This is a genomic window from Haloarcula sp. K1, from assembly GCF_001647155.1.
GTDB classification, from domain to species: Archaea; Halobacteriota; Halobacteria; order Halobacteriales; family Haloarculaceae; genus Haloarcula; species Haloarcula hispanica.
The window spans coordinates 159,941-177,825 of record NZ_LRHL01000046.1 but is presented as its reverse complement, the minus strand read 5'-3'; the positions used below and the strand labels follow the sequence as shown (position 1 = coordinate 177,825).

General features: G+C 52.3%; 18 protein-coding genes. 15 read left to right on the top strand and 3 right to left on the bottom strand.

Features of this window, described 5'->3' with window-relative positions; translation table 11 throughout:
* Nucleotides 1–42: 42 nt before the first annotated feature.
* Nucleotides 43–723 (bottom strand): S26 family signal peptidase, encoded by a 681-nt coding sequence (locus tag AV929_RS21010; RefSeq protein ID WP_064289270.1) that lies wholly within the window; start codon nt 721–723, stop codon nt 43–45.
* 96 nt (nt 724–819) lie between these two features.
* Here AV929_RS21010 and AV929_RS21005 point away from each other — a divergent pair, with 96 nt between their 5' ends.
* From AV929_RS21005 to AV929_RS20990, 4 genes are all read left to right on the top strand, one after another.
* Nucleotides 820–3,558 carry an oligosaccharyl transferase, archaeosortase A system-associated gene (locus AV929_RS21005; protein ID WP_064289269.1) on the top strand — a complete coding sequence of 913 codons (2,739 nt, stop codon included), beginning with the start codon at nt 820–822 and terminating at the stop codon, nt 3,556–3,558.
* Between the two features lie 158 nt (nt 3,559–3,716).
* Entirely contained in the window at nt 3,717–4,166 is a 450-nt protein-coding gene (locus tag AV929_RS21000; protein WP_155120803.1) for a hypothetical protein, read from the top strand.
* 141 nt (nt 4,167–4,307) lie between these two features.
* A complete protein-coding gene (locus tag AV929_RS20995) occupies nt 4,308–4,733 on the top strand; it encodes a hypothetical protein (RefSeq protein ID WP_064289267.1) in 426 nt (141 codons plus the stop codon).
* Between the two features lie 209 nt (nt 4,734–4,942).
* The gene (locus tag AV929_RS20990) at nt 4,943–6,298 is read left to right on the top strand and encodes a DNA methyltransferase (protein ID WP_064289266.1); all 1,356 of its coding nucleotides are present in this window, start codon (nt 4,943–4,945) and stop codon (nt 6,296–6,298) included.
* Between the two features lie 40 nt (nt 6,299–6,338).
* Here AV929_RS20990 and AV929_RS20985 read toward each other — a convergent pair whose 3' ends face one another.
* The gene (locus AV929_RS20985) at nt 6,339–6,851 is read right to left on the bottom strand and encodes a DUF192 domain-containing protein (RefSeq protein ID WP_064289298.1); all 513 of its coding nucleotides are present in this window, start codon (nt 6,849–6,851) and stop codon (nt 6,339–6,341) included.
* 93 nt (nt 6,852–6,944) lie between these two features.
* Here AV929_RS20985 and AV929_RS20980 point away from each other — a divergent pair, with 93 nt between their 5' ends.
* Both AV929_RS20980 and AV929_RS20975 read left to right on the top strand, forming a co-directional pair.
* Nucleotides 6,945–7,463, top strand: coding sequence for a hypothetical protein (locus tag AV929_RS20980; protein ID WP_064289265.1), 519 nt, complete (start codon nt 6,945–6,947; stop codon nt 7,461–7,463).
* Nucleotides 7,464–7,555: 92 nt separating this feature from the next.
* Nucleotides 7,556–9,094, top strand: coding sequence for an N-6 DNA methylase (locus AV929_RS20975; protein ID WP_155120802.1), 1,539 nt, complete (start codon nt 7,556–7,558; stop codon nt 9,092–9,094).
* Nucleotides 9,095–9,703: 609 nt separating this feature from the next.
* On the opposite strand, the gene AV929_RS20965 is transcribed toward AV929_RS20975, so the two are convergent.
* Nucleotides 9,704–10,321 carry an archaellin/type IV pilin N-terminal domain-containing protein gene (locus AV929_RS20965; protein WP_064289262.1) on the bottom strand — a complete coding sequence of 206 codons (618 nt, stop codon included), beginning with the start codon at nt 10,319–10,321 and terminating at the stop codon, nt 9,704–9,706.
* Between the two features lie 297 nt (nt 10,322–10,618).
* Between AV929_RS20965 and AV929_RS20960 the strand changes: the two genes are divergently transcribed.
* From AV929_RS20960 to AV929_RS20925, 9 genes are all read left to right on the top strand, one after another.
* Nucleotides 10,619–11,167: a hypothetical protein gene (locus AV929_RS20960; protein ID WP_064289261.1), complete on the top strand. Its 549-nt coding sequence runs from the start codon at nt 10,619–10,621 to the stop codon at nt 11,165–11,167.
* Nucleotides 11,168–11,517: 350 nt separating this feature from the next.
* Complete coding sequence (locus AV929_RS22110; protein ID WP_155120801.1) at nt 11,518–11,787, top strand: hypothetical protein; 270 nt, start codon at nt 11,518–11,520, stop codon at nt 11,785–11,787.
* A complete protein-coding gene (locus tag AV929_RS20950) occupies nt 11,780–12,259 on the top strand; it encodes a DUF6884 domain-containing protein (RefSeq protein ID WP_230458932.1) in 480 nt (159 codons plus the stop codon). Before AV929_RS22110 ends, AV929_RS20950 begins: the two co-directional genes overlap by 8 nt.
* A 64-nt stretch (nt 12,260–12,323) precedes the next feature.
* Nucleotides 12,324–12,614 carry a hypothetical protein gene (locus AV929_RS20945; protein WP_064289258.1) on the top strand — a complete coding sequence of 97 codons (291 nt, stop codon included), beginning with the start codon at nt 12,324–12,326 and terminating at the stop codon, nt 12,612–12,614.
* A gap of 118 nt (nt 12,615–12,732) precedes the next feature.
* The gene (locus tag AV929_RS20940; protein WP_064289257.1) at nt 12,733–13,926 is read left to right on the top strand and encodes a phosphoadenosine phosphosulfate reductase family protein; all 1,194 of its coding nucleotides are present in this window, start codon (nt 12,733–12,735) and stop codon (nt 13,924–13,926) included.
* A 38-nt stretch (nt 13,927–13,964) separates the two neighbouring features.
* Nucleotides 13,965–14,360, top strand: a complete 396-nt coding sequence (locus AV929_RS20935; RefSeq protein WP_064289256.1) for a hypothetical protein — start codon at nt 13,965–13,967, stop codon at nt 14,358–14,360.
* Nucleotides 14,360–15,385, top strand: a complete 1,026-nt coding sequence (locus AV929_RS22105) for a hypothetical protein (protein ID WP_155120800.1) — start codon at nt 14,360–14,362, stop codon at nt 15,383–15,385. Before AV929_RS20935 ends, AV929_RS22105 begins: the two co-directional genes overlap by 1 nt.
* A gap of 281 nt (nt 15,386–15,666) precedes the next feature.
* Nucleotides 15,667–15,861: a hypothetical protein gene (locus AV929_RS20930; RefSeq protein ID WP_064289255.1), complete on the top strand. Its 195-nt coding sequence runs from the start codon at nt 15,667–15,669 to the stop codon at nt 15,859–15,861.
* A 422-nt stretch (nt 15,862–16,283) separates the two neighbouring features.
* Nucleotides 16,284–17,690, top strand: coding sequence for a site-specific DNA-methyltransferase (locus tag AV929_RS20925; protein ID WP_064289254.1), 1,407 nt, complete (start codon nt 16,284–16,286; stop codon nt 17,688–17,690).
* Nucleotides 17,691–17,885: the final 195 nt, after the last annotated feature.

The following is a 17,885-nucleotide window of genomic DNA, read 5'->3' as shown; positions in this document are numbered from 1 at the left end:
TATTTCTCCGTCACACAGCACCCAAAAGGCACAGAAAGCGAGTCAACCGCCGAGTATGAGCCGGAGCCAACCAACGAACGGGACTTTCGTCCGAACAGTTCCTTCTATCCAACCTTCCCGAATTGGAGGCGACATTCCAATAGCTTGGTCGTACGACGGGTTGGCGTCACCTTTCGTGATGTATCCCGAATTCGGCGCAGGGCACTTTCGAAGTGACTGGCAGCTCTCAGCGCCATTCAGGTAGGCTGGGTTCGCTTTATCAAACCAGTTCTCTCCTTCCTCTACGTAAAACATCGCCCGGTGGACTGTCGATTGGTCATCGAAATCTGATGAAAACACGATAACAGAGCCATAGTCCTCAAGTGATCGATAGCCAACATCGCGACCTTTTTGAAGCGTTACAATCCCGTTTTCATCAGCAGCATCCGGCGAAAACCGGCCCTCTTCCATTATAACGATGATATCTCCTTGCTGAATACTCGGGTCCATACTCCCACTGGATACCGCAGCGAACGGAGGCCAGACCCCAGAAACTGCGACGATCATCGTTGTTATAGCCATCGTAAATAGGAGGGCTATCAAAATATCTCGCCCCCAATGATACAGAGGCGTCTCGGTAATGCTATCCAGTCCCTCCTGCAGTTCGACATCCTCGGATTCGGTCTCGTTTTGTGAGATAGCCGACTCACTGGAGGTAGTGGACGACGCACGATCCGAACGCATTGGATCCCATTTCTGGTGATTCGCTAAGAAGGTATCGATGCCTCAGAGCCAATACGCGACCGAATTAAGTATGACCGGAATAGACTTAGGATACTAATGAATACGAGCGACGAGGACGGTAGCACCAGCGTCTTTGCTATATTCCACAGACGTCTTCTCACCACGTCTGCCACGCAAATCGTCCAAGCGTTCGCATTTTTTGCCCTTGCAGTCTTCATCATCTGGAACCGCATTCGAAACTACAGTAACCTAATCCAAGACAACGGAGAAATTACCTTCCAGTCTGCCGACGCCTGGTACCACCGTCGAAATGTGCGTTACACCGCTGACAACTTCCCGAATACATTATCATTCGACCCGTTCACAACGTTTCCAACGGGTAACCACGCCGGCCAGTTCGGGACTGTCTTCGACCAATTTCTTGCGGTTCTTGCACTCATCATTGGTAGAGGAAACCCGTCCGCTTCGACGATAGACGCAGTTCTTCTATTCGCACCGCCAGCCCTCGGCGTCATAACTATCGTACCACTCTACCTGCTGGTGAAAGAGCTGGGCACCAGCTGGGGCGGGCTTGTGACCGTCCTTGTAGTCGCACTTACTCCAGGTCTCTTTCTCTCCAGAACCGTTGCAGGATTTGCCGACCATCACGTCGCAGAAACCCTACTCGTCGCGACCGCTCTCTACTTCTACACAAAAGCACTGACAACTCATCGTAGCATAAACCCGCCACTAACTCTCTCTTTTCACCGATTAAGGAAGCATAAGCCAACGTTCCGATGGAGTTTCCTCGCTGGAATATCAACCGGCCTCTATCTGTTGACCTGGCCAGCGGGAGTGTTTTTCATTGCCTCACTTGCAGTATTCTTCCACATCCAAGTGATTGCAGACTACATCCGGGATCGAGAAGGACGTTCTACCGCCCTCCTTGCCGCCGTGAGTATGGGAACAACGAGCGTCATCATCTCCCCATTCCTCACTACCATATCAGTGACTGCAACTGAGACGAGCATCCTTCAAGCTGCACTTCCAGTTATAGTCGGCCTTTCGACGGTCGTCATCAGCGAGATCGCATATCGTTGGGAAGATACAACAATTGGTAAAGCGAAATTCCTACTGGCTCTCGGAGTAGCGGGAGCACTAGGTATAGCAAGCTTCTGGGTGGTGTTCCCCGAAATAGTAGCGTTCTTCATCAAAAAAAGCGAATACGTGATATGGTTCGTAGGAGAGCACGACAGCCCCGGTGTCGCGGAAGCATCCTCCTTACAAAACCCGCTGGAATTCGGATTTATTACTTATGGAGTTGCTTTGATCACAGCAGTTGTGGGTTGGGGCTGGATGTTGGCCCGTGCTGTTCGCGGCCAAGGTAGTACAAAGTCGTACACACTACTCGTCGTTTTCTCAGCGACCGTCGCGTCCGCGACTGTCTCACAGGTTCGTTTCGATTACTATCTCGTGATCGCTATCTCCATTCTCTCGGGATGGGCGGTTCAGCAAATCTATCATACCCTCAAAGGTCGATGGGAAGCAAAATCGGTCGGTGACGCCAGGTTCCGAGCAAAAATTGTTACCAGTGCAATCATTATTCTCATTATCGCCCCTTTCGCGATTTCAGGAGCAACACTCACGGCAGCGGACAACTACACGTCGGTATCCAGTGACGACGGCTGGCGGCAAACATTTGATTGGATCGAGTCCGGAACGCCGGCTCCTGGTTCATACAGGACTGGAGGATCACCCCGATTAGAGTACACGGGTGCATACTCCGATGTCGGTGACTTCCAATACCGAAACGGGGAGTACGGGATTATGACTCGGTGGTCCGCTGGCCATCGGTTGACCGTCGAGACGCATCGTATTCCGGTTTCAAATCCGCATCAATGGCACGCACCGACTGTCGCAGACATCCTCTTAGAGACCGACGAATCAGCAGCCATCGAGAAGACTGACGAAACCTTCGGAGAAGCAAGTGGAGTGCCGTATGTGATTCTTGACGATTCATGGGGGAGCGGAAACAATCCTCAGTTCGCTAATCCGGCACACTTCGAACAAAGCCACGACCTTGAGGCGTCCGACCTTCATCGCCAACTCGTTAATCCGGAGAATGGAGAAAAGATCACATACATCCAGTCAGCACGTAGTTACCAGAGTCTTCGGACGCGACTCTATCAGTTCCACGGAAGTGCGGCCCCCGCAAGTAGCCTTGTCGTCTACTACAACGCCACCCACAGAGAGGGGACAATCGCGGCACCTCGTGATGCTCCTCTCGTCCGTGAGTTTAAATCGCCGAAAGCCGCAACGGAAGCCACAACAGGCAACCCAACAGCGGTCCAAGGTGGCCTTTATAAGGAGCCATCAAACTCAGTAAGAGCTCTTGAACATTTCCGGTTAGTGTACGCGTCGGAACAAACCGTATCAGGTACTCCCCAGTCACTCCGAAACCAGTCCTCGTTCGTCGGCGAAAAGCGAGGTTCCGAAGTCAAGGTCTTTGAACGTGTTGAAGGAGCGACCATCACTGGCACCGCTTCTCCCGGCACGACCGTAAAAGCCAGCGTCAATCTCTCGATCACGACCACGGGAAAAAGGTTCACCTATACACAGTACACGACAGCTTCTGAAGACGGCACATTCGAGTTGACCGTTCCATATGGGACAACAGGGTACAGCGAATATACGACCAGTGAAGGCTACACGGATACGAGTGTGAGAGCGCTCGGCCCATACGAAGTCGTCGCTATGAACTCGTCCACAGGCCGCGTCATCAAGAAAGACGAAGTAGCAATCTCAGAGGGCGCTATTCTCGGGGAATCAGACGGTGAAGTGGTCGTGTTTGAGTAGGTAGACTACCCCGCAGATGGTTTTTGAATCCCCCTATACGGTGAAGAATAATGAGTTCCAAGAGTAGCAACAACGGTAGTTGGAGTTTGCTCAAGGAAACGGCCTTTTCGGTTATCCCGGCACGTTCATATATGTCGGTTATAAAGCCGAACTCAAACATGGTAGATACAAAACGGAGCAACCGTCGAAAGTTCCTCAGAACAACGGGCGGCGTAATGAGTGTCGGACTCGCTACGTCGATAGCAGGCTGTTCAGCCCTCTCTGACGGTGACGGCAATAACAGTGATGGTGGTAGCGAGGCAGACATCACAGGAACCATCAACATCGATGACAGCCTCCAAGGAACAATCGAAGTCGTCGAACACGAGGATATCATCAACGAACAGACCAACCAAGTCGGAGCATACGTCGAGATCGCGAACTCAGGCGACCAGAACCAATCACTGAACGTCCTCGCGGAGTTCTTCAAGAACGGTGAGAAGGTCGGAGAAGACAAGGAAAATTCGGAGATGGTACCGACCGACAATAATGCCAAGCTCCGGCTCGGGATCGCAGGCACCCGAGACAATATCGACCGGTACGATATCACAATCGAGTCAGTGTTCTGAGCCAACAATCTCACAAGTAGCGAAAAAACCGAAAACAGTGATAGGTCATCTCGACGATTTCGGACTTCTCGTAGAATTCTAAGACACGCTCGAAAGAGCATGTATAGGCGTTTTTACCCTCCAAGTGAAGTGAGAGTCCAAATGAATAATACTTCCTGTAGTAGCCTTGCCGCGCTCGAAGACTCCGGCGCACAGTTCGTCTACAACGATACTGAAAGCATCCTTGAGAAAATCCTTGACGTCAACGCCGAGTATGACGACAAAGGTATGCCAGAGGGAACTGTCACAGTAAAGCCAGTCGCATGGAACGACAGTTTCGAGGTTGATGCAGAGGACTTTGACACAGATCTCCACAACAACATCCGGAACGTCATTGACCCCAGTGTGATCGAGAACGCCGAACAGATTCTCATCAACTTGGGGCTCAACAACCTCATCGAAGACAAGCGTGTACTCGGCCCAGCTCATGACTACAACCTTCAGCACGGAGACGTCGATGAGGTGACCGAGGTTCGAGATCTCCTCGCTGTGGAACAGATTTATCAAGCAGACGCAGTCGCAGAGTAACGCCCGAAGATGGAGAGTACAACTACAAGGTCCGGGTCGACGATACAGAACGCTGCCTTCCCCCGAGACCGTTATTCGGGACTATGAGTTCAACATGAGGTACGGTGTCGACGAAGCGCCGCCTTTCGCTTACTATTTTCATCGTGTGAGTTCGAGATGAACGTTCAGTCTTCTCTCAGCACTTTCAATACGACACTCGATTCGTAACAATGTCCCAACATACACTCGCTGGGTTCGGTACAGAACAGCGCGACCCGTACGACCTTTCAGGGTACGACTGGTCGCTTAGCGGCGTAGATACCACCCCACTCACGCACGGCCTTCACTACTATCCGGCGCGGATGATTCCGCAGATTCCCCACCAACTCATTAATCACTGGGAGGAGACGGGCCTTATCGAACCGGGCGAGGTAATCTATGATCCGTTCTGTGGGTCGGGAACGACCGTTACCGAAGCCCAACGTGCTGGCTACCACGGCGTCGGAACGGACATCAACCCATTCGCCTGCCTACTCGCGCGAACTAAGGCAAAACCTATCGACCCAGCCAAAATCGAAGCTGCCGCCCAGAGCATCTTCAGCGACTGGCGCGTCCATCGTCGATTCATCCACGAGGGACACTCAGCTGGAAGTCCATCTGAACCGACCACTGTAGCTAAAGGGTGGTTCCCAGAACCCCAAGTGTACGAACTCGATTCGATCGCCCGACGACTTTCTGAAGGTCGCGGTGAGTGGGGCTTCGAGGTCATTAGGTTTCTCCGTATTTGCCTCGCGTCTATCACCCGGAAAATAAGCTACCAGCAGAACGGCGAATTCAAACGCCAGCGGATTCCCGAATGCGACCGTGCAGGCCACAACCCCGACGTGTGGGAGTTGTTCTGTGAAGCGGTCACGGATAACGTCGGTCGGATGGAACGCTACTACGAACAAGCAAGCGAACAGGGCAGTATCGACGTCCGACTTGCGGACTGTCGAAGCCCCACCGAAATCGTAACGAACTCCATCGATTCAGTGATCACGTCCCCTCCGTATGGCGACCACTCAACCACCGTCGCCTACGGACAATATTCGAGAGCACCAGCGCTCGCCGCAACCCCTCTCAACGTCAAGACAATGCGGGACGTGGACCCAACTGGCCTTGGTGGCACCCGGAGCAGTGCGTTTACCGAGGTCGATGACGTGACGGCCTTTTCGACTGCACTCCAGAACACGCTCGAAGAGTTAGAATCTGTCGACGGACGTAGCGACGACGCCTTTGCGTTCTTTGCCGACTACTTCGAAGCGATCAACCAGCTCGCTCGTGTCGTCAAAGAAGGACAGCCGGTCGCCCTCGTCGTTGGAAATCGAACGATGAGCAGGACGCCGATCCCGATGCACCTCATCACCGAAGATTTCTTCTCTGCCATCGGGTTCACTCTCGAAACCACCGAACCACGGTCAATACCGACCAAGACACTCCCATGGGAAAATGCCCCTGAAAACGAAACGGCAAATACTGGCGAACTAATGGCCGATGAATACATTATCGTCGGAACGGCTCCAGAACGAAGTTTGTCCAAATGGTGATTGCGATAGCAGTGGTCGGGATGAACCTAAAAGTCCCAGTCTAACAGCCGCCTTCAAATTTTACAGCGTCTCCTACCCCAACTCGTTCTGTCGCGTACCCATTCGGGACTTCAAGAACATACTTCGCTTCTCCTGAGTAGTGGTATTTCGGCTCCTCTCCTGTTTCATCCGGGGCGGGTTTCTCTGCGCTGTGAATAGTCGTTATCTCACACGACGAGTTGATGAATACGATATCGATTGAGAAGTTCATATCACGCATTACATATGTTCGTTCAGTAGTCTCGCCGTGGATGAACAACATCCCTTTGCCGACTGCCAGTGTATCGTGGTCACTCAATCCAGTCACCATCTCAGACTTGGTATTAGCGACCGAAGCGGCGACTGATCCGGCAGAACTGCCGTCAGACTTGAGGGTGACATTGAGCATGTCCTCGTCCGCTAATTCTGACGGAGAGCTAAGCGCACCAACTACGCCAGCAAAGGCAAAAAGAACTACGAGAACGCCGAGTGTATACACTTTCCAAGAGTAAGGGTCATCGCTGATGAGGTCCATACACGTTTTAGCCGTGTGCTGCATTATAAGAATACCCTCGCGTTGCGCCTCCAAAGGGCAAAACATCAAGTGCCAGTACCGAAAACCACGACTATGGCCGCTTCCTCAGAGACGAATCCCAGCGAGGAGACAGAATTGGGGGAATATACGCCGCCCCTCAAGCAATGCTCTTGCAGTGCTTGTGACTCGTACTTTAGCGAGCAGACAACCATCGAAACTGCAAAAACTGTCGTCTCCCACTGGAACGACGAGCACGCGAACATCCTCACGAACAGTTTCACGCCGTTCACTACTGAGGAGGTTGAACGTCACGTACTCACAGAAGGACTATCGCAAGCCCGAGAGCAACACCTCTTTATTACGGTTTACGATGTGCTCGATACCGATGGTGCGGACGCGCTCAGTAAGTCGTTCGTCGAAGACCTCAGGTACGAAGATATTTGCGTCGCGTGTGGCACCTCGATTTTCGATCTAGAAGACGTCAGCTACGAGGAGTTACCATCCGAGAAGCCGTTCAGCCGACATATCTGCGATGCCTGCTCTGCGAGGCGGAAGCTCAAACGTCGAAAGCAAAACAACAAGCAACTCGACGAGTGGAAAGTCGACAAATAGGAAATCATCCCGCTTGGGGAAGGGGTTTTCACTTGGAAAGAGAGCACGAGTCTGTTTTTATTCGCCCACGGGGGTAGAGCAGGTTTCAACTAATGCCATACTTAGCCCCATATCGACACGAGCTTCGAGACATAGTCAAACCTCTCGCAGAGGTGATCACTGGCACGCAAACACTTTCGACCGAACGCCGATTCGACAGCGTCCTTGACGAAATCGAGAAACTCCTCCAAACAGGCAATATCCCGAAGGGGACAACAGAAGAGGAGTACACCACAGTCGTCGCTGCTTGTCGCGAGAATCCACATGAGGTGAGTGATGAAGAAATCGCACGCGCCATTGCTGCTGTAACCGCCGCAACCAAGACCGATATTCTGGGCGCACTCTACCAGCTCACTGGACGGACTGCTGAGGACGACTTCAACCAGTATTTCACGCCTCCGAATGTCGCGGATGCTCTCCACAGGGTCGGTGAAACCACGAGAGACTATTTCGAAACTCCAGAGCCGACAGTAGAAAACGTGTCTGGTCAGTCCGCTCTCGGAATGTTTGCTCGCGAGGAGACAAAATCAGCGCGTACAGACGGCGGTCAGGTTGACAGCCACAACACTGAGGCGACGGTACTCTTCGATCCGGCGTGTGGAAGTGGCCGATTGCTGTTAGCAGCTGCTCGAGGAACAGAGAATGCTGTCTGTCTTGGGTGGGATATCGAACGGACTGCAGCCCGAATGACCGCGCTCACGCTCAGTCTCGTTGGCATCCCCGGCTGGGTCATCGGTGGGAACGCGCTGACGATGGGGATTCGAGAAATATATCGCATCGGAGCAGACGACGAGACCACACCCCAGTGTTTCCGGAGTATACGGCCAGAAGAGGCCCCAGAAATGCCGAAAACACAAGGTTACAATTCCGATGCCAAGACGGATAACACTGCCTTCATTCCTCATGAAGAACTCTCCTACCCCGCCAACAACGTTGACGACTGTTTTACCGAAATTGAGCGCGTCCTCCGGCATGGCGTCGACCAGACCGTCGTGAACCCTCCGTTCGACAAATGTGATCTCAACGAGAACGCCATCGGCCCACTCTCTCTCAGCCGATTCGATACCGCTCACCGGACAGTCGGGGACCACGATACGAAAATCAAAAGCTCGCAGCGATACGAGTGGCTCATCCTTGAGAACGCCCTGAGCTACACGCTCCCCTCGGGGGCAGTCTCACTCATAACCCCGACATCGATGCTGGGGAACCCAACCGAAAAAGGCGAGCGCCAGTGGTTAATGCATCAAGCATACCTGGATGCGAGTATCGAACTCCCTCCAGCAACATTCGCCCCAGAAACGACAACCGGCACCAGCATCATCACATTCGTTCCCCGACAGACAGATACCGAAGACCTGAACGTCGACTATCAAATCTTCATGTCCATCGCGGAAGAAGTCGGCCAAAATAAAGACGGTACCAGACTCTCCTACACAGACGACGCGGGAACGATCACACTCGATACTGAGTCACTTCCACGCTACTATCGAGGCCACAGGTGGCTTGGCCATGACACTATCACGCTGCCGGACGACGACCTCTACGCCGTTCTCAAGAACCACCGTGATATGCGGAAAAAGGAACCTGCATAAATCACAGATTAGGACAGCCAGTAAAGGCTTAACCAGATGTTCAGGTAGTTGCTTGTCTGTTTTTGCTCTCCATAAGCTGATAGAGACGGAGATTATAAGATGAGCCATAGCCAGAAGCCACTGAGTGCGTCTGACAGTGAACAACCCAATATGATTCGGCGAATTATCGGTCGGCTACCCGGTAGCGAAGACATTCATAAACAGTTGAAATACACGTCAACTGGAGGTAGCGAGTAATGTTCCCCTCTCCCCTTTTCGCGTTCGCCAGCTTCATTTACAGTCGAGTAACCGGCGCACCCTCGTTGTTCAAGTACGTCATCGCAGTCTACTTTTTCTGGCTCTCACTCCCTGTTCTACTGGGCGCAAGCGACCCGATCACCCAAACCATTGTATCCTCTATCGTAATCTATGTTGTGTACGCGCTCAAGCAAGAGCAGAAGGAGCAGAGATAGCCTCCTCATCCGGTTCACATCAATTTTGAGTGTAGTTCCAATTCGAGTCCTCCCGTGGATCCCGTCTCGCCGCAAACTGAAAGAAAAGCACTAATCAATAGTTCTAAGTGAGCGGAATAGTCATCCCACTGCTGAGTCGCAAAAAGAAAGCGCTGTTCTACAGCGTAACGGCGGAATTGCCAGACAGAGTCTCCGGAACAACAAGGCGGGCAGTCGAAGTACCGCCGGACTGTGTATTCAGTCGAAGCGTTGCCGTCTCACCTTCTCCGAGCCCACTGCCACCATGAATCTCGGTCACATCAAAAGTCAGCGCTGCGCGATCTGCCGGTTCATCTAGCACTTGACTACTCGAAATCGAGGAGCCGTCATCGTCTTGGACGGTCTCGACTGAGTAATGGTCACTCGCAGTCGTACCTGGATTATCCTCGTCGACGGTCAAATCGTACGAGCCACTTGAGTCGACCCACTGCCCAATCGTACTGCCGATGTCGATGTTTGCTGAACCGGGTGCTTTCTTGACTGTGAGTCTGACCTTATCCACTTCATTATCGTCTTGGTCGATAGTCGTCCCAACTGCACTCACAACTTCAAGCCGATTCGTCACTTGGTCACTACTCTGTTGTCCAGTTTCTTCAGCACTGCTCTGGAGGAAACCAGCCGTGTTGATCAGGACGCCCGCAGCGATAGCCGCCACCAGCACCATCGCGATGAACACGATCAGGGTACCGATACCGACCTGTCCGCGGTCGTCGTCATTCATATTTTCCGTGAACATAGGGAATTACGGGTCTGTCTGACCCTACTGTAACACATTATTCCGCTCATAATAAGTATTACTAAAAAATATCAAACCTGATAATAGAAATCTCGAAGACCCCTCTCTGATTGTGATTTGTAGATATTATTATCCGACAGCATCGGTCAATAGTTGGGCTTGGGAGGTCCGCCACATAGCACACACAAGCGAGGAACGGAGCGTTCCATTCTTACCTAACATTTTAGAAGGGCCGTAGAGTGGTTTGGTAAGACTGGGTTAGTTTGTATCCTCCGAAGAGGACAAGAGAGACTATTGATGAAGTCGAAAAAGGGACAAAATCAACTAGACGCGAGCACTGTCATCCAATCGCTTCGAGAGCAGCGAGAAGCTTGTACCGTTGGATACGGAGAGCGCTTCCCAGAGTCCGATGCACCCGAACTCGTTGTCGAAGACAATAACTCCGCGACAGGCATCCGACACGCAAACCAATCTTCGGAGGTCGCGTACGACATCACGACTTTCGGGGCTGGCGTCCTCGGCGTCAAACGGTTCCTTTCCGTCCTCCAAGCGGCTGGTCTCGACCCTTGTTGCGACTATATCCGCCTTTACCGTGACTTAGGGCGCGGAGTCGATACTGACTACCAGGACCACTTCCTCCACGCGTGGATCAACGACGACATCCTCGTGGCGTGTTCAAATAATCCAGTAACAGGCGAGGGTTGTTCGGAAAACCATTGCGGACAAAAAGGGAAAGCGGGGTACATTGGCGTCGGTGGAGATGGACAGCTCGTCGAAAAGACCACGAGTAAGATCGATGCGTACTCAAATAGCAAAGACAAGCAAGAGGGAAGGTTGTTCTTCTGATGAGTGGAACTGGTCAAGCTGCTCGCAAGTATTTATACGATGGGTGAGAACCAATGGATCGAAAAAGGATGTCTGGTGAGCCACGCGATGCAATTCAGCAGCGTGAACCCAAGCGGGAACCCCGTCCCCAAGACGAAGCAGGGACGTACTACTGTTATTCCGAAGATTGCGAGCAAGAGGCAGATGTCGCGCAGCCACGACGGATTGCGTCAACGGGATTAGACCCGATTGAAACCGTCGTAACATTCTGCCTCAGATGTCACTGTGCGTGGAAGACGCTCAGGGAGACAAGAGCTCCGCTCTCTGAAAGCATTGAGATCGAAAAAGAGCTTTCCGGAGACTACGGAGACATGGGATGGAACACAGCGCGGTTATATCCTCGCCTGCTCGCAAACATCGTTTTGTTCGATGACCCACGCGGCAGTGACCCAACGGGTGATGACAGCCCGCTCGGGAGTATATTCAAGCACGCTGGAGAACGCGGAGAGGACCTCTGTGAGAAACTAGAAACGCCGATAGATGAACAGCTACGGGCGTTCGACTACCTTGACATGGAAGACAAGAGCGAGGGGACAGACCCGGCCCAAGAGACCACATTCGAGGATTTTAATGATGACTGACCATGTTATAGGTATCACAGCGTGCAGCAAATCCAAGAGAGGAGGGCCTGACTCAGTAGAACCGTTTCCGGCGAGAGATCTTTATGACTCTTGGCTGTTCGACGGGCGAGTCGCCGCCTTGGAAGCAAACTGTGACCGCTGGTGCATCATGTCCGCGAAACATGGCTACGTCGAGCCCAATGATGAAATCGCATGGTACGACCAAGAAATGAGTGACCTTCCAGAAGAAGAGCAGCGTAAGCGTGCCGAGGACGTTGCCCGAAACGTCACAGAAGCCGACCGCGTGATGATTCTGATGGGACGGAACTATGCCGAACCGCTCAAGTCGGCTCTCCCCGACAGCATCGAAGTCAAGGACCCCTTGGAGGGGGTTGGGCTGTTCGACCAGCGAAAAGAATTGGACGACCTTGCTAAATCAAAAAGGCCCACCAGTCAAACGACGTTCGATGAGGTTAGTAAGAGTGAAAAGTGAGCGAACAGACGAGAATAGCCCCGGAAAGAACAGTCAACGGCGATATCAAGCATAACGAATCACTATGGCGGATACGATAGTAGAAGAAATTTCTGAGTTGGGCTACCCCAACAAAGAATTGGAGTCACTACTTCGGGGAGCGCAACAGCAGTACCTCGAGCAGGTCGAAGAGCATGGACCGGAAAAAAACTGGCTACAAGACGAAGCACGCTGGCACATATGGAAAGCGTGTGACGAGCTGTTCCAGGCAAGAGACCACGCTCATCGCGGCGACTACAAGCAGTCACGCTACCACTTCGGTGACGCGCTAAATCATATGCTGTTCGCAATGGAAATTGTCCACATGGAGGCATAACACTCGACTCAGATTAGGGGACGTCTTGTCGGATTTGTAGTGATTATTTTCTATCTCTCTTAGGTGAACCGAGAGTATTCCGAGTCCAGCGAAATGCTTCACCCTAAAATTTCATAGTATGATCCAAGTACCTACTTACGACATCGCACCGCCGGACGAAGCTGTCCGAACAGACGCAATTCCGAAGCCCGATCCTGAGTCTGACCCTATTGACATTTGGGAATCCAATCGAATACTTGAGGTTCCGAATGGGACTGGCGAGAAAGACCGCGCCGTTCTTTTCTCTGGAGGCGACGACTCGTTGGCGCTCACGCACATGGCGATGTCGAATGGATGGGCTGACTTCGTCATTCACTTAGATACGAACTCGTCGATACCGGAGAACCTCGACTACGTTCGGGCAATCTGTGAACAGTATCAGTGGCCACTCTTGATCATTTCCTCACCGATGCCGCTGGACACGTTCGCGTACCGCTACGGGTTCCCTGGTGCATCCTGCCACCGGATGGCGTTCCAGTTATTCAAAGGGCGGCAACTGGGCTACTTCTATCGGAAGAAGCACGGTGATGTGAAGTTCTTCTCGGGGGTTCGAAAGCTTGAGTCCGACCGTCGATTGGAAAACATCGAAGCAGAAGTCCAATATGAAGACGCATCAGAAAGCGGCAACTTCACCGGTTGGTGGGTCAGCCCGCTCATCGACAAGAGCGGCAAGTGGGTGCAAGAATACCACGAGCAACACGACCTCCCTCGAAATCCCGTCTCAAAGAAGATTCACCGCAGCGGCGACTGCCAGTGTCTGGCCTTCGGAAAGCGTACGGAGGAGCTGATAATGATCGAAGCGGAATATCCGGAATTCGCGAAATGGCTATTCAACGTCGAGCGCCGAGTACAGGAGTACCGGGGTCGAGTCTACCAACTGGAGGACGAATACCCGGACGTGACCAAGCAGATGCAGGAAGAGCGCGAAAAGACCAGACCGTATCCGATGAAACTCACTGTTCTCAAAGAGCACTTCCACAACATCTACGAAGAGATCGTAGCCACTCCCACAGATGAAGCAATTCTCAGAGGCCGAATGGAGAACACGAGCTATATCGGGCACGGCGGAATGTCTTCACGAGAACTCCGAGACCTTACCACTTCAGCGGACACGAATCAGAAGACGCTCTGTCAGACGTGTGGAGATGCCTGCACCACGCTCGCGACCTCTGTGGAACGAGATATCGAGCAAGCAGCCAGCGAACTGTCCTCAGAGTCGACTAACAATTCGAACGGGACACAAACGACACTCGGAGAGATTGTCGCCCAGTAAATCTTTGTAACTCCCAATGTGGAGTGAGGAGTTCTGTGATGGGAAATACCGAACAATCGCTAGGTGCAAGCCGCACTGAATCGTTTGATTACTGCCGGTTGAAAGAGGTGGCCGCACCACACGCCGGGCAGTCACTCTATCTGAACCATCCAGTTCTCGGATGGGTTCCAATACTTGACCAGTTCACCGACATCGAGAGGAACCGAGTCGTGATCGCGATCGGAAGTCCGGACAGAGGAGCCTTCAAGATGTTGTTGGATACGTTCTACAGCGAGTGCGCAGACCTGATCCTCGATGCGGCGACAGCCAAAGACATCTTCCCAGACCTCCTCCGTGAGGGAGAGTTCGAACCAGCAGACGATATCGTAGCCGAGCTGCCATCGGCAACACCGGGGGAAAGTAATCTCACTGCACTCAGAAAGGACTCATTGTGATGGGAGATCAACAATCCTTATCAGCGTTCCAAAACGCAGCGCACGAGTCAACCACAGATTCATCCGATGATGTTGATTCTCCGTCTAGCACCAATCCACAACCCGCTCATGGTTCGCGGACAAAAAGAGGTGAGCCCCTTGAGGATCTCTACGAGGATATCCGGAGCACTGCAACCATGTTCCCAGAGGTACTCCTCAGAAGTCAGACCACAGTTCCACTAAAGCCACCATCTGGGGGATTCATCACCAACGGGTTACCAGAGAGAATACCTGCACTTCCCGCCTCAGTCGGGAATTGGAAACTCGTCGTAAAAAGCAAGGAAGCAATCATCTACGCTGCTGACGGGAAGGCCTACGACGAGCGTTGGGGAAGTGGCGGTGCAATCCATCGGGTTCGTATGAATCTAAACAACAGGGGCATCAACAGCGATGGTCAATTCCATCGGAGTAGTGAATCACTCGTTGGATTCACAAACGGCCAACAGATACGGAACGCATCTGCCAACGATACCGGGCCAATGCTGAATGTTCCTGGCCACAGCGTCAAGGACAATAAGGGAGACTTTTCCTGCCTTCACGGGACAGAACATAAGTCAGAAGACATATACAACGCGGTTGTCGACCTGCTCTTACATCTCCACGTTACGCCAACACCACTCGCGAACTACGTCCCGTTGGAACCCAATACCAACTGGGAGCTGACGAAACTCGCCCCACGGACGGTAGTTTGGAAGGCACCTGCCCCAGAGCAACTGTCAAAAGACCAACTACGTCTCACGCTCACATCAGGCCGAGTCGTTCTGAGCGCTTACGATGAATCGGATAGCCACCTCGATCGGATCCGATCTGCAGTCCCAACCTTTTGTGAAGAGACCGAATCCATAGTCACCGCTACTGAAAAAAGGACCAACATACCAGCTACGTCCGCTGGGTGTCTCCTTGTCCGTGATGCCCTGAAGAGGAATCCCAGACGCATCCTCCAAGAGTCAGCCCTTTCGGAGCGGGATGATAGCAATAAAAACTAACAACTGGGTCTAAATTTGATATAATTAGTCCGTGTTATTACCAAAAGACACTAATTCAGCAAGTTAAGAACCCCAAGTGACCGTCAAAAACGTAATCAAAGAGCCAGCAGCCTCTCAGAGAGCCTCAGGTATCGACCGAAGGATAACAGAGCCCACTCCCCATCACCAGTGAAACATCGTTACTGTGTTTCAGAACAACTGGAACAACCACCGAAACTGATAAGCAGGTACAACAATCTGTTTCAACCAGACCTATGACAGCCGGCTTGTTAGCTCATAGTATGATGTCCGCCTCCATCCCGCTGTTCCTCGGAGGGTTGTTGAGTCCGCTTCAAATCTTCCTAATGGTACTATTCCTGTTCTCATCAGGAATGATCTTCACGGTCGTGAGAAAGGAATTGTCAACTACAGGCGCAATCGGCATAGCCGGCGGGCTGTGGTTCGTCAGTTTCACAATGACGTTCCTCATGCTGTAAAGACAGTAGCGTCATCAGCCGCGTCAGATATTTTTACCCCTCAAGTGGGAGACAGAAGAGAGTTAGAGAGGCAGCTGCGGCTACCCTATCACAGAACAACCATGTCAACCGACCCTCACCGCAACGACGGACATCTGTTCAGTACCGACTATCTACTCACACCGAACCGGAAAGTAGCAGAGTCAATTCTCTGGCCGGTACCTGTTCTCAACCAGTGTGCGAACTCCAGCATCGAACTCAATGGGCTCAAAGTTAGTCCCGGTGACGTCCTCGAACTCATCTCAGAGAAGCGCGAAGAATTCCTTTTAGCCGTAGCGACCGTTAGCGACAGTACGCGCCGTACTCCAACAGGATACACCGGTCTGGTTTGTTATTCTACGAATACAGAGTTGTTCCAACACCTCCACCGACACAATTGTCGGGTGGCAGCACCGGCGGAAGTTATCTCAAATCAGTATAAACCGGATTCCGAGAACGAAAACAATCAAATCCTCGTTCACAACCAGCACGCCTATGCTGTCCATAATGACGTGGTAGATCCGCTGGACGACGATCCGGTCGCATCTGTCTCATTCGTTCAGGAGTCGCCCGTGGTAGGCGAGTACACGCAGTCGCGACCAGAAGGCTACTATCCCTACAGCAGCCCACCAAACCCGATGTCTCCCAACTATCCGAGCGGGACTTACAGCGTCGACGCAGATGCCATTCTCAGCATTAACGACATCAAGGATGAACTCTTCCACGGGGACGCAGTTGAGGTCCTCAAGGGGATTCCTGACGAAGCGTTCCATGGCTGGGTAACTAGTCCGCCGTATCCTCACTCTCAACGTGACTACGGTGTAGATGGGCAGATTGGTATTGAGTCCACGCCTGGAGAGTATTTAGAGAACCTCTTGAGCGTAATTCTACAAGCGATGCGAGTCACGCGGCCAGACGGGACTGGTTGGGTGATCGTCGACGACGCAATCTGTAACGGGGAGTACATCGGAGTGCCCGATCGTTTGGTGGCCCAGTTGAAAGATGAGGGCTTCAAAGTGATTCACAACGGCCCTTGGGTGAAAACGGGCAGGAAGCCTGACCCGGCCCCCAATCGGTTTGCGCATACTCACGAGCGCGTCATCGGCATCGCAAAATCAGACAACTACATGTTTGACCGGCGAGCAGTCGAAGACCAGTCAGATGTTCTATCCCTTCCAACAAGCGCAGAGAGCAAGTTCAATACGCCCGATGTCGAAGAGGTCTCACACGACGCAATGTTCTCCATCGAGTTAGCGAGCCATCTAATTACGGCGTCAATTCCCAAACACACCTGCCCAAAGTGTCGATCGCCGCTATCGCCTCAGTATGAGGTCACAGACATCCTTGACCTCAAGGAGAATCGCCACAAAGAGCGCGTACTGGATGCATTCCACCGGACACCAGAAATGACACGAAAACACGCGAGAGCGTGTCGATCAGTCGGGCTCTGTGATGCGGGACAGGGCGCTCGTACGCAATCAGGAACTGGCCGGAACAGCAACCGGGTGCAACAACTCGTCAACGAAGTTCGAGAATCAGATTTCCCCTCCTCCTATATCCGTGAATTCAGTTACGCCAAGAAGCACCTCACGGGTTACAGACAGACATGCGAGTGCTCTGACGTTGACATCGGCGAGAACACTATCGGCGGACTTGTTCTTGATCCCTTCGTCGGGAGTGGAACAACGTGTTCAGCAGCAATCCGCCACGGTCGCCACTACACCGGTATCGATCTCAACGAAGACTACATTGATCTCACGACTAAACGGCTTTCTTCCGGTGTTGACTCTTCATTGTCAGAATTCTTTTAATAGGGTTCATAGTACCGAAGAACTAAATCGATAACAGGAGATATAATAATCGCAGTACACCACCCGAAGGATCATGAACGAGCAAATGGGAGCGGCCAGCAACAGAACCGACACAAGTACGGACGATATAAAAGACCACAACCAGTGTTTGGCGTATATAGGCGACTACGAGTGCGACGGAGACGTTGCAGGATT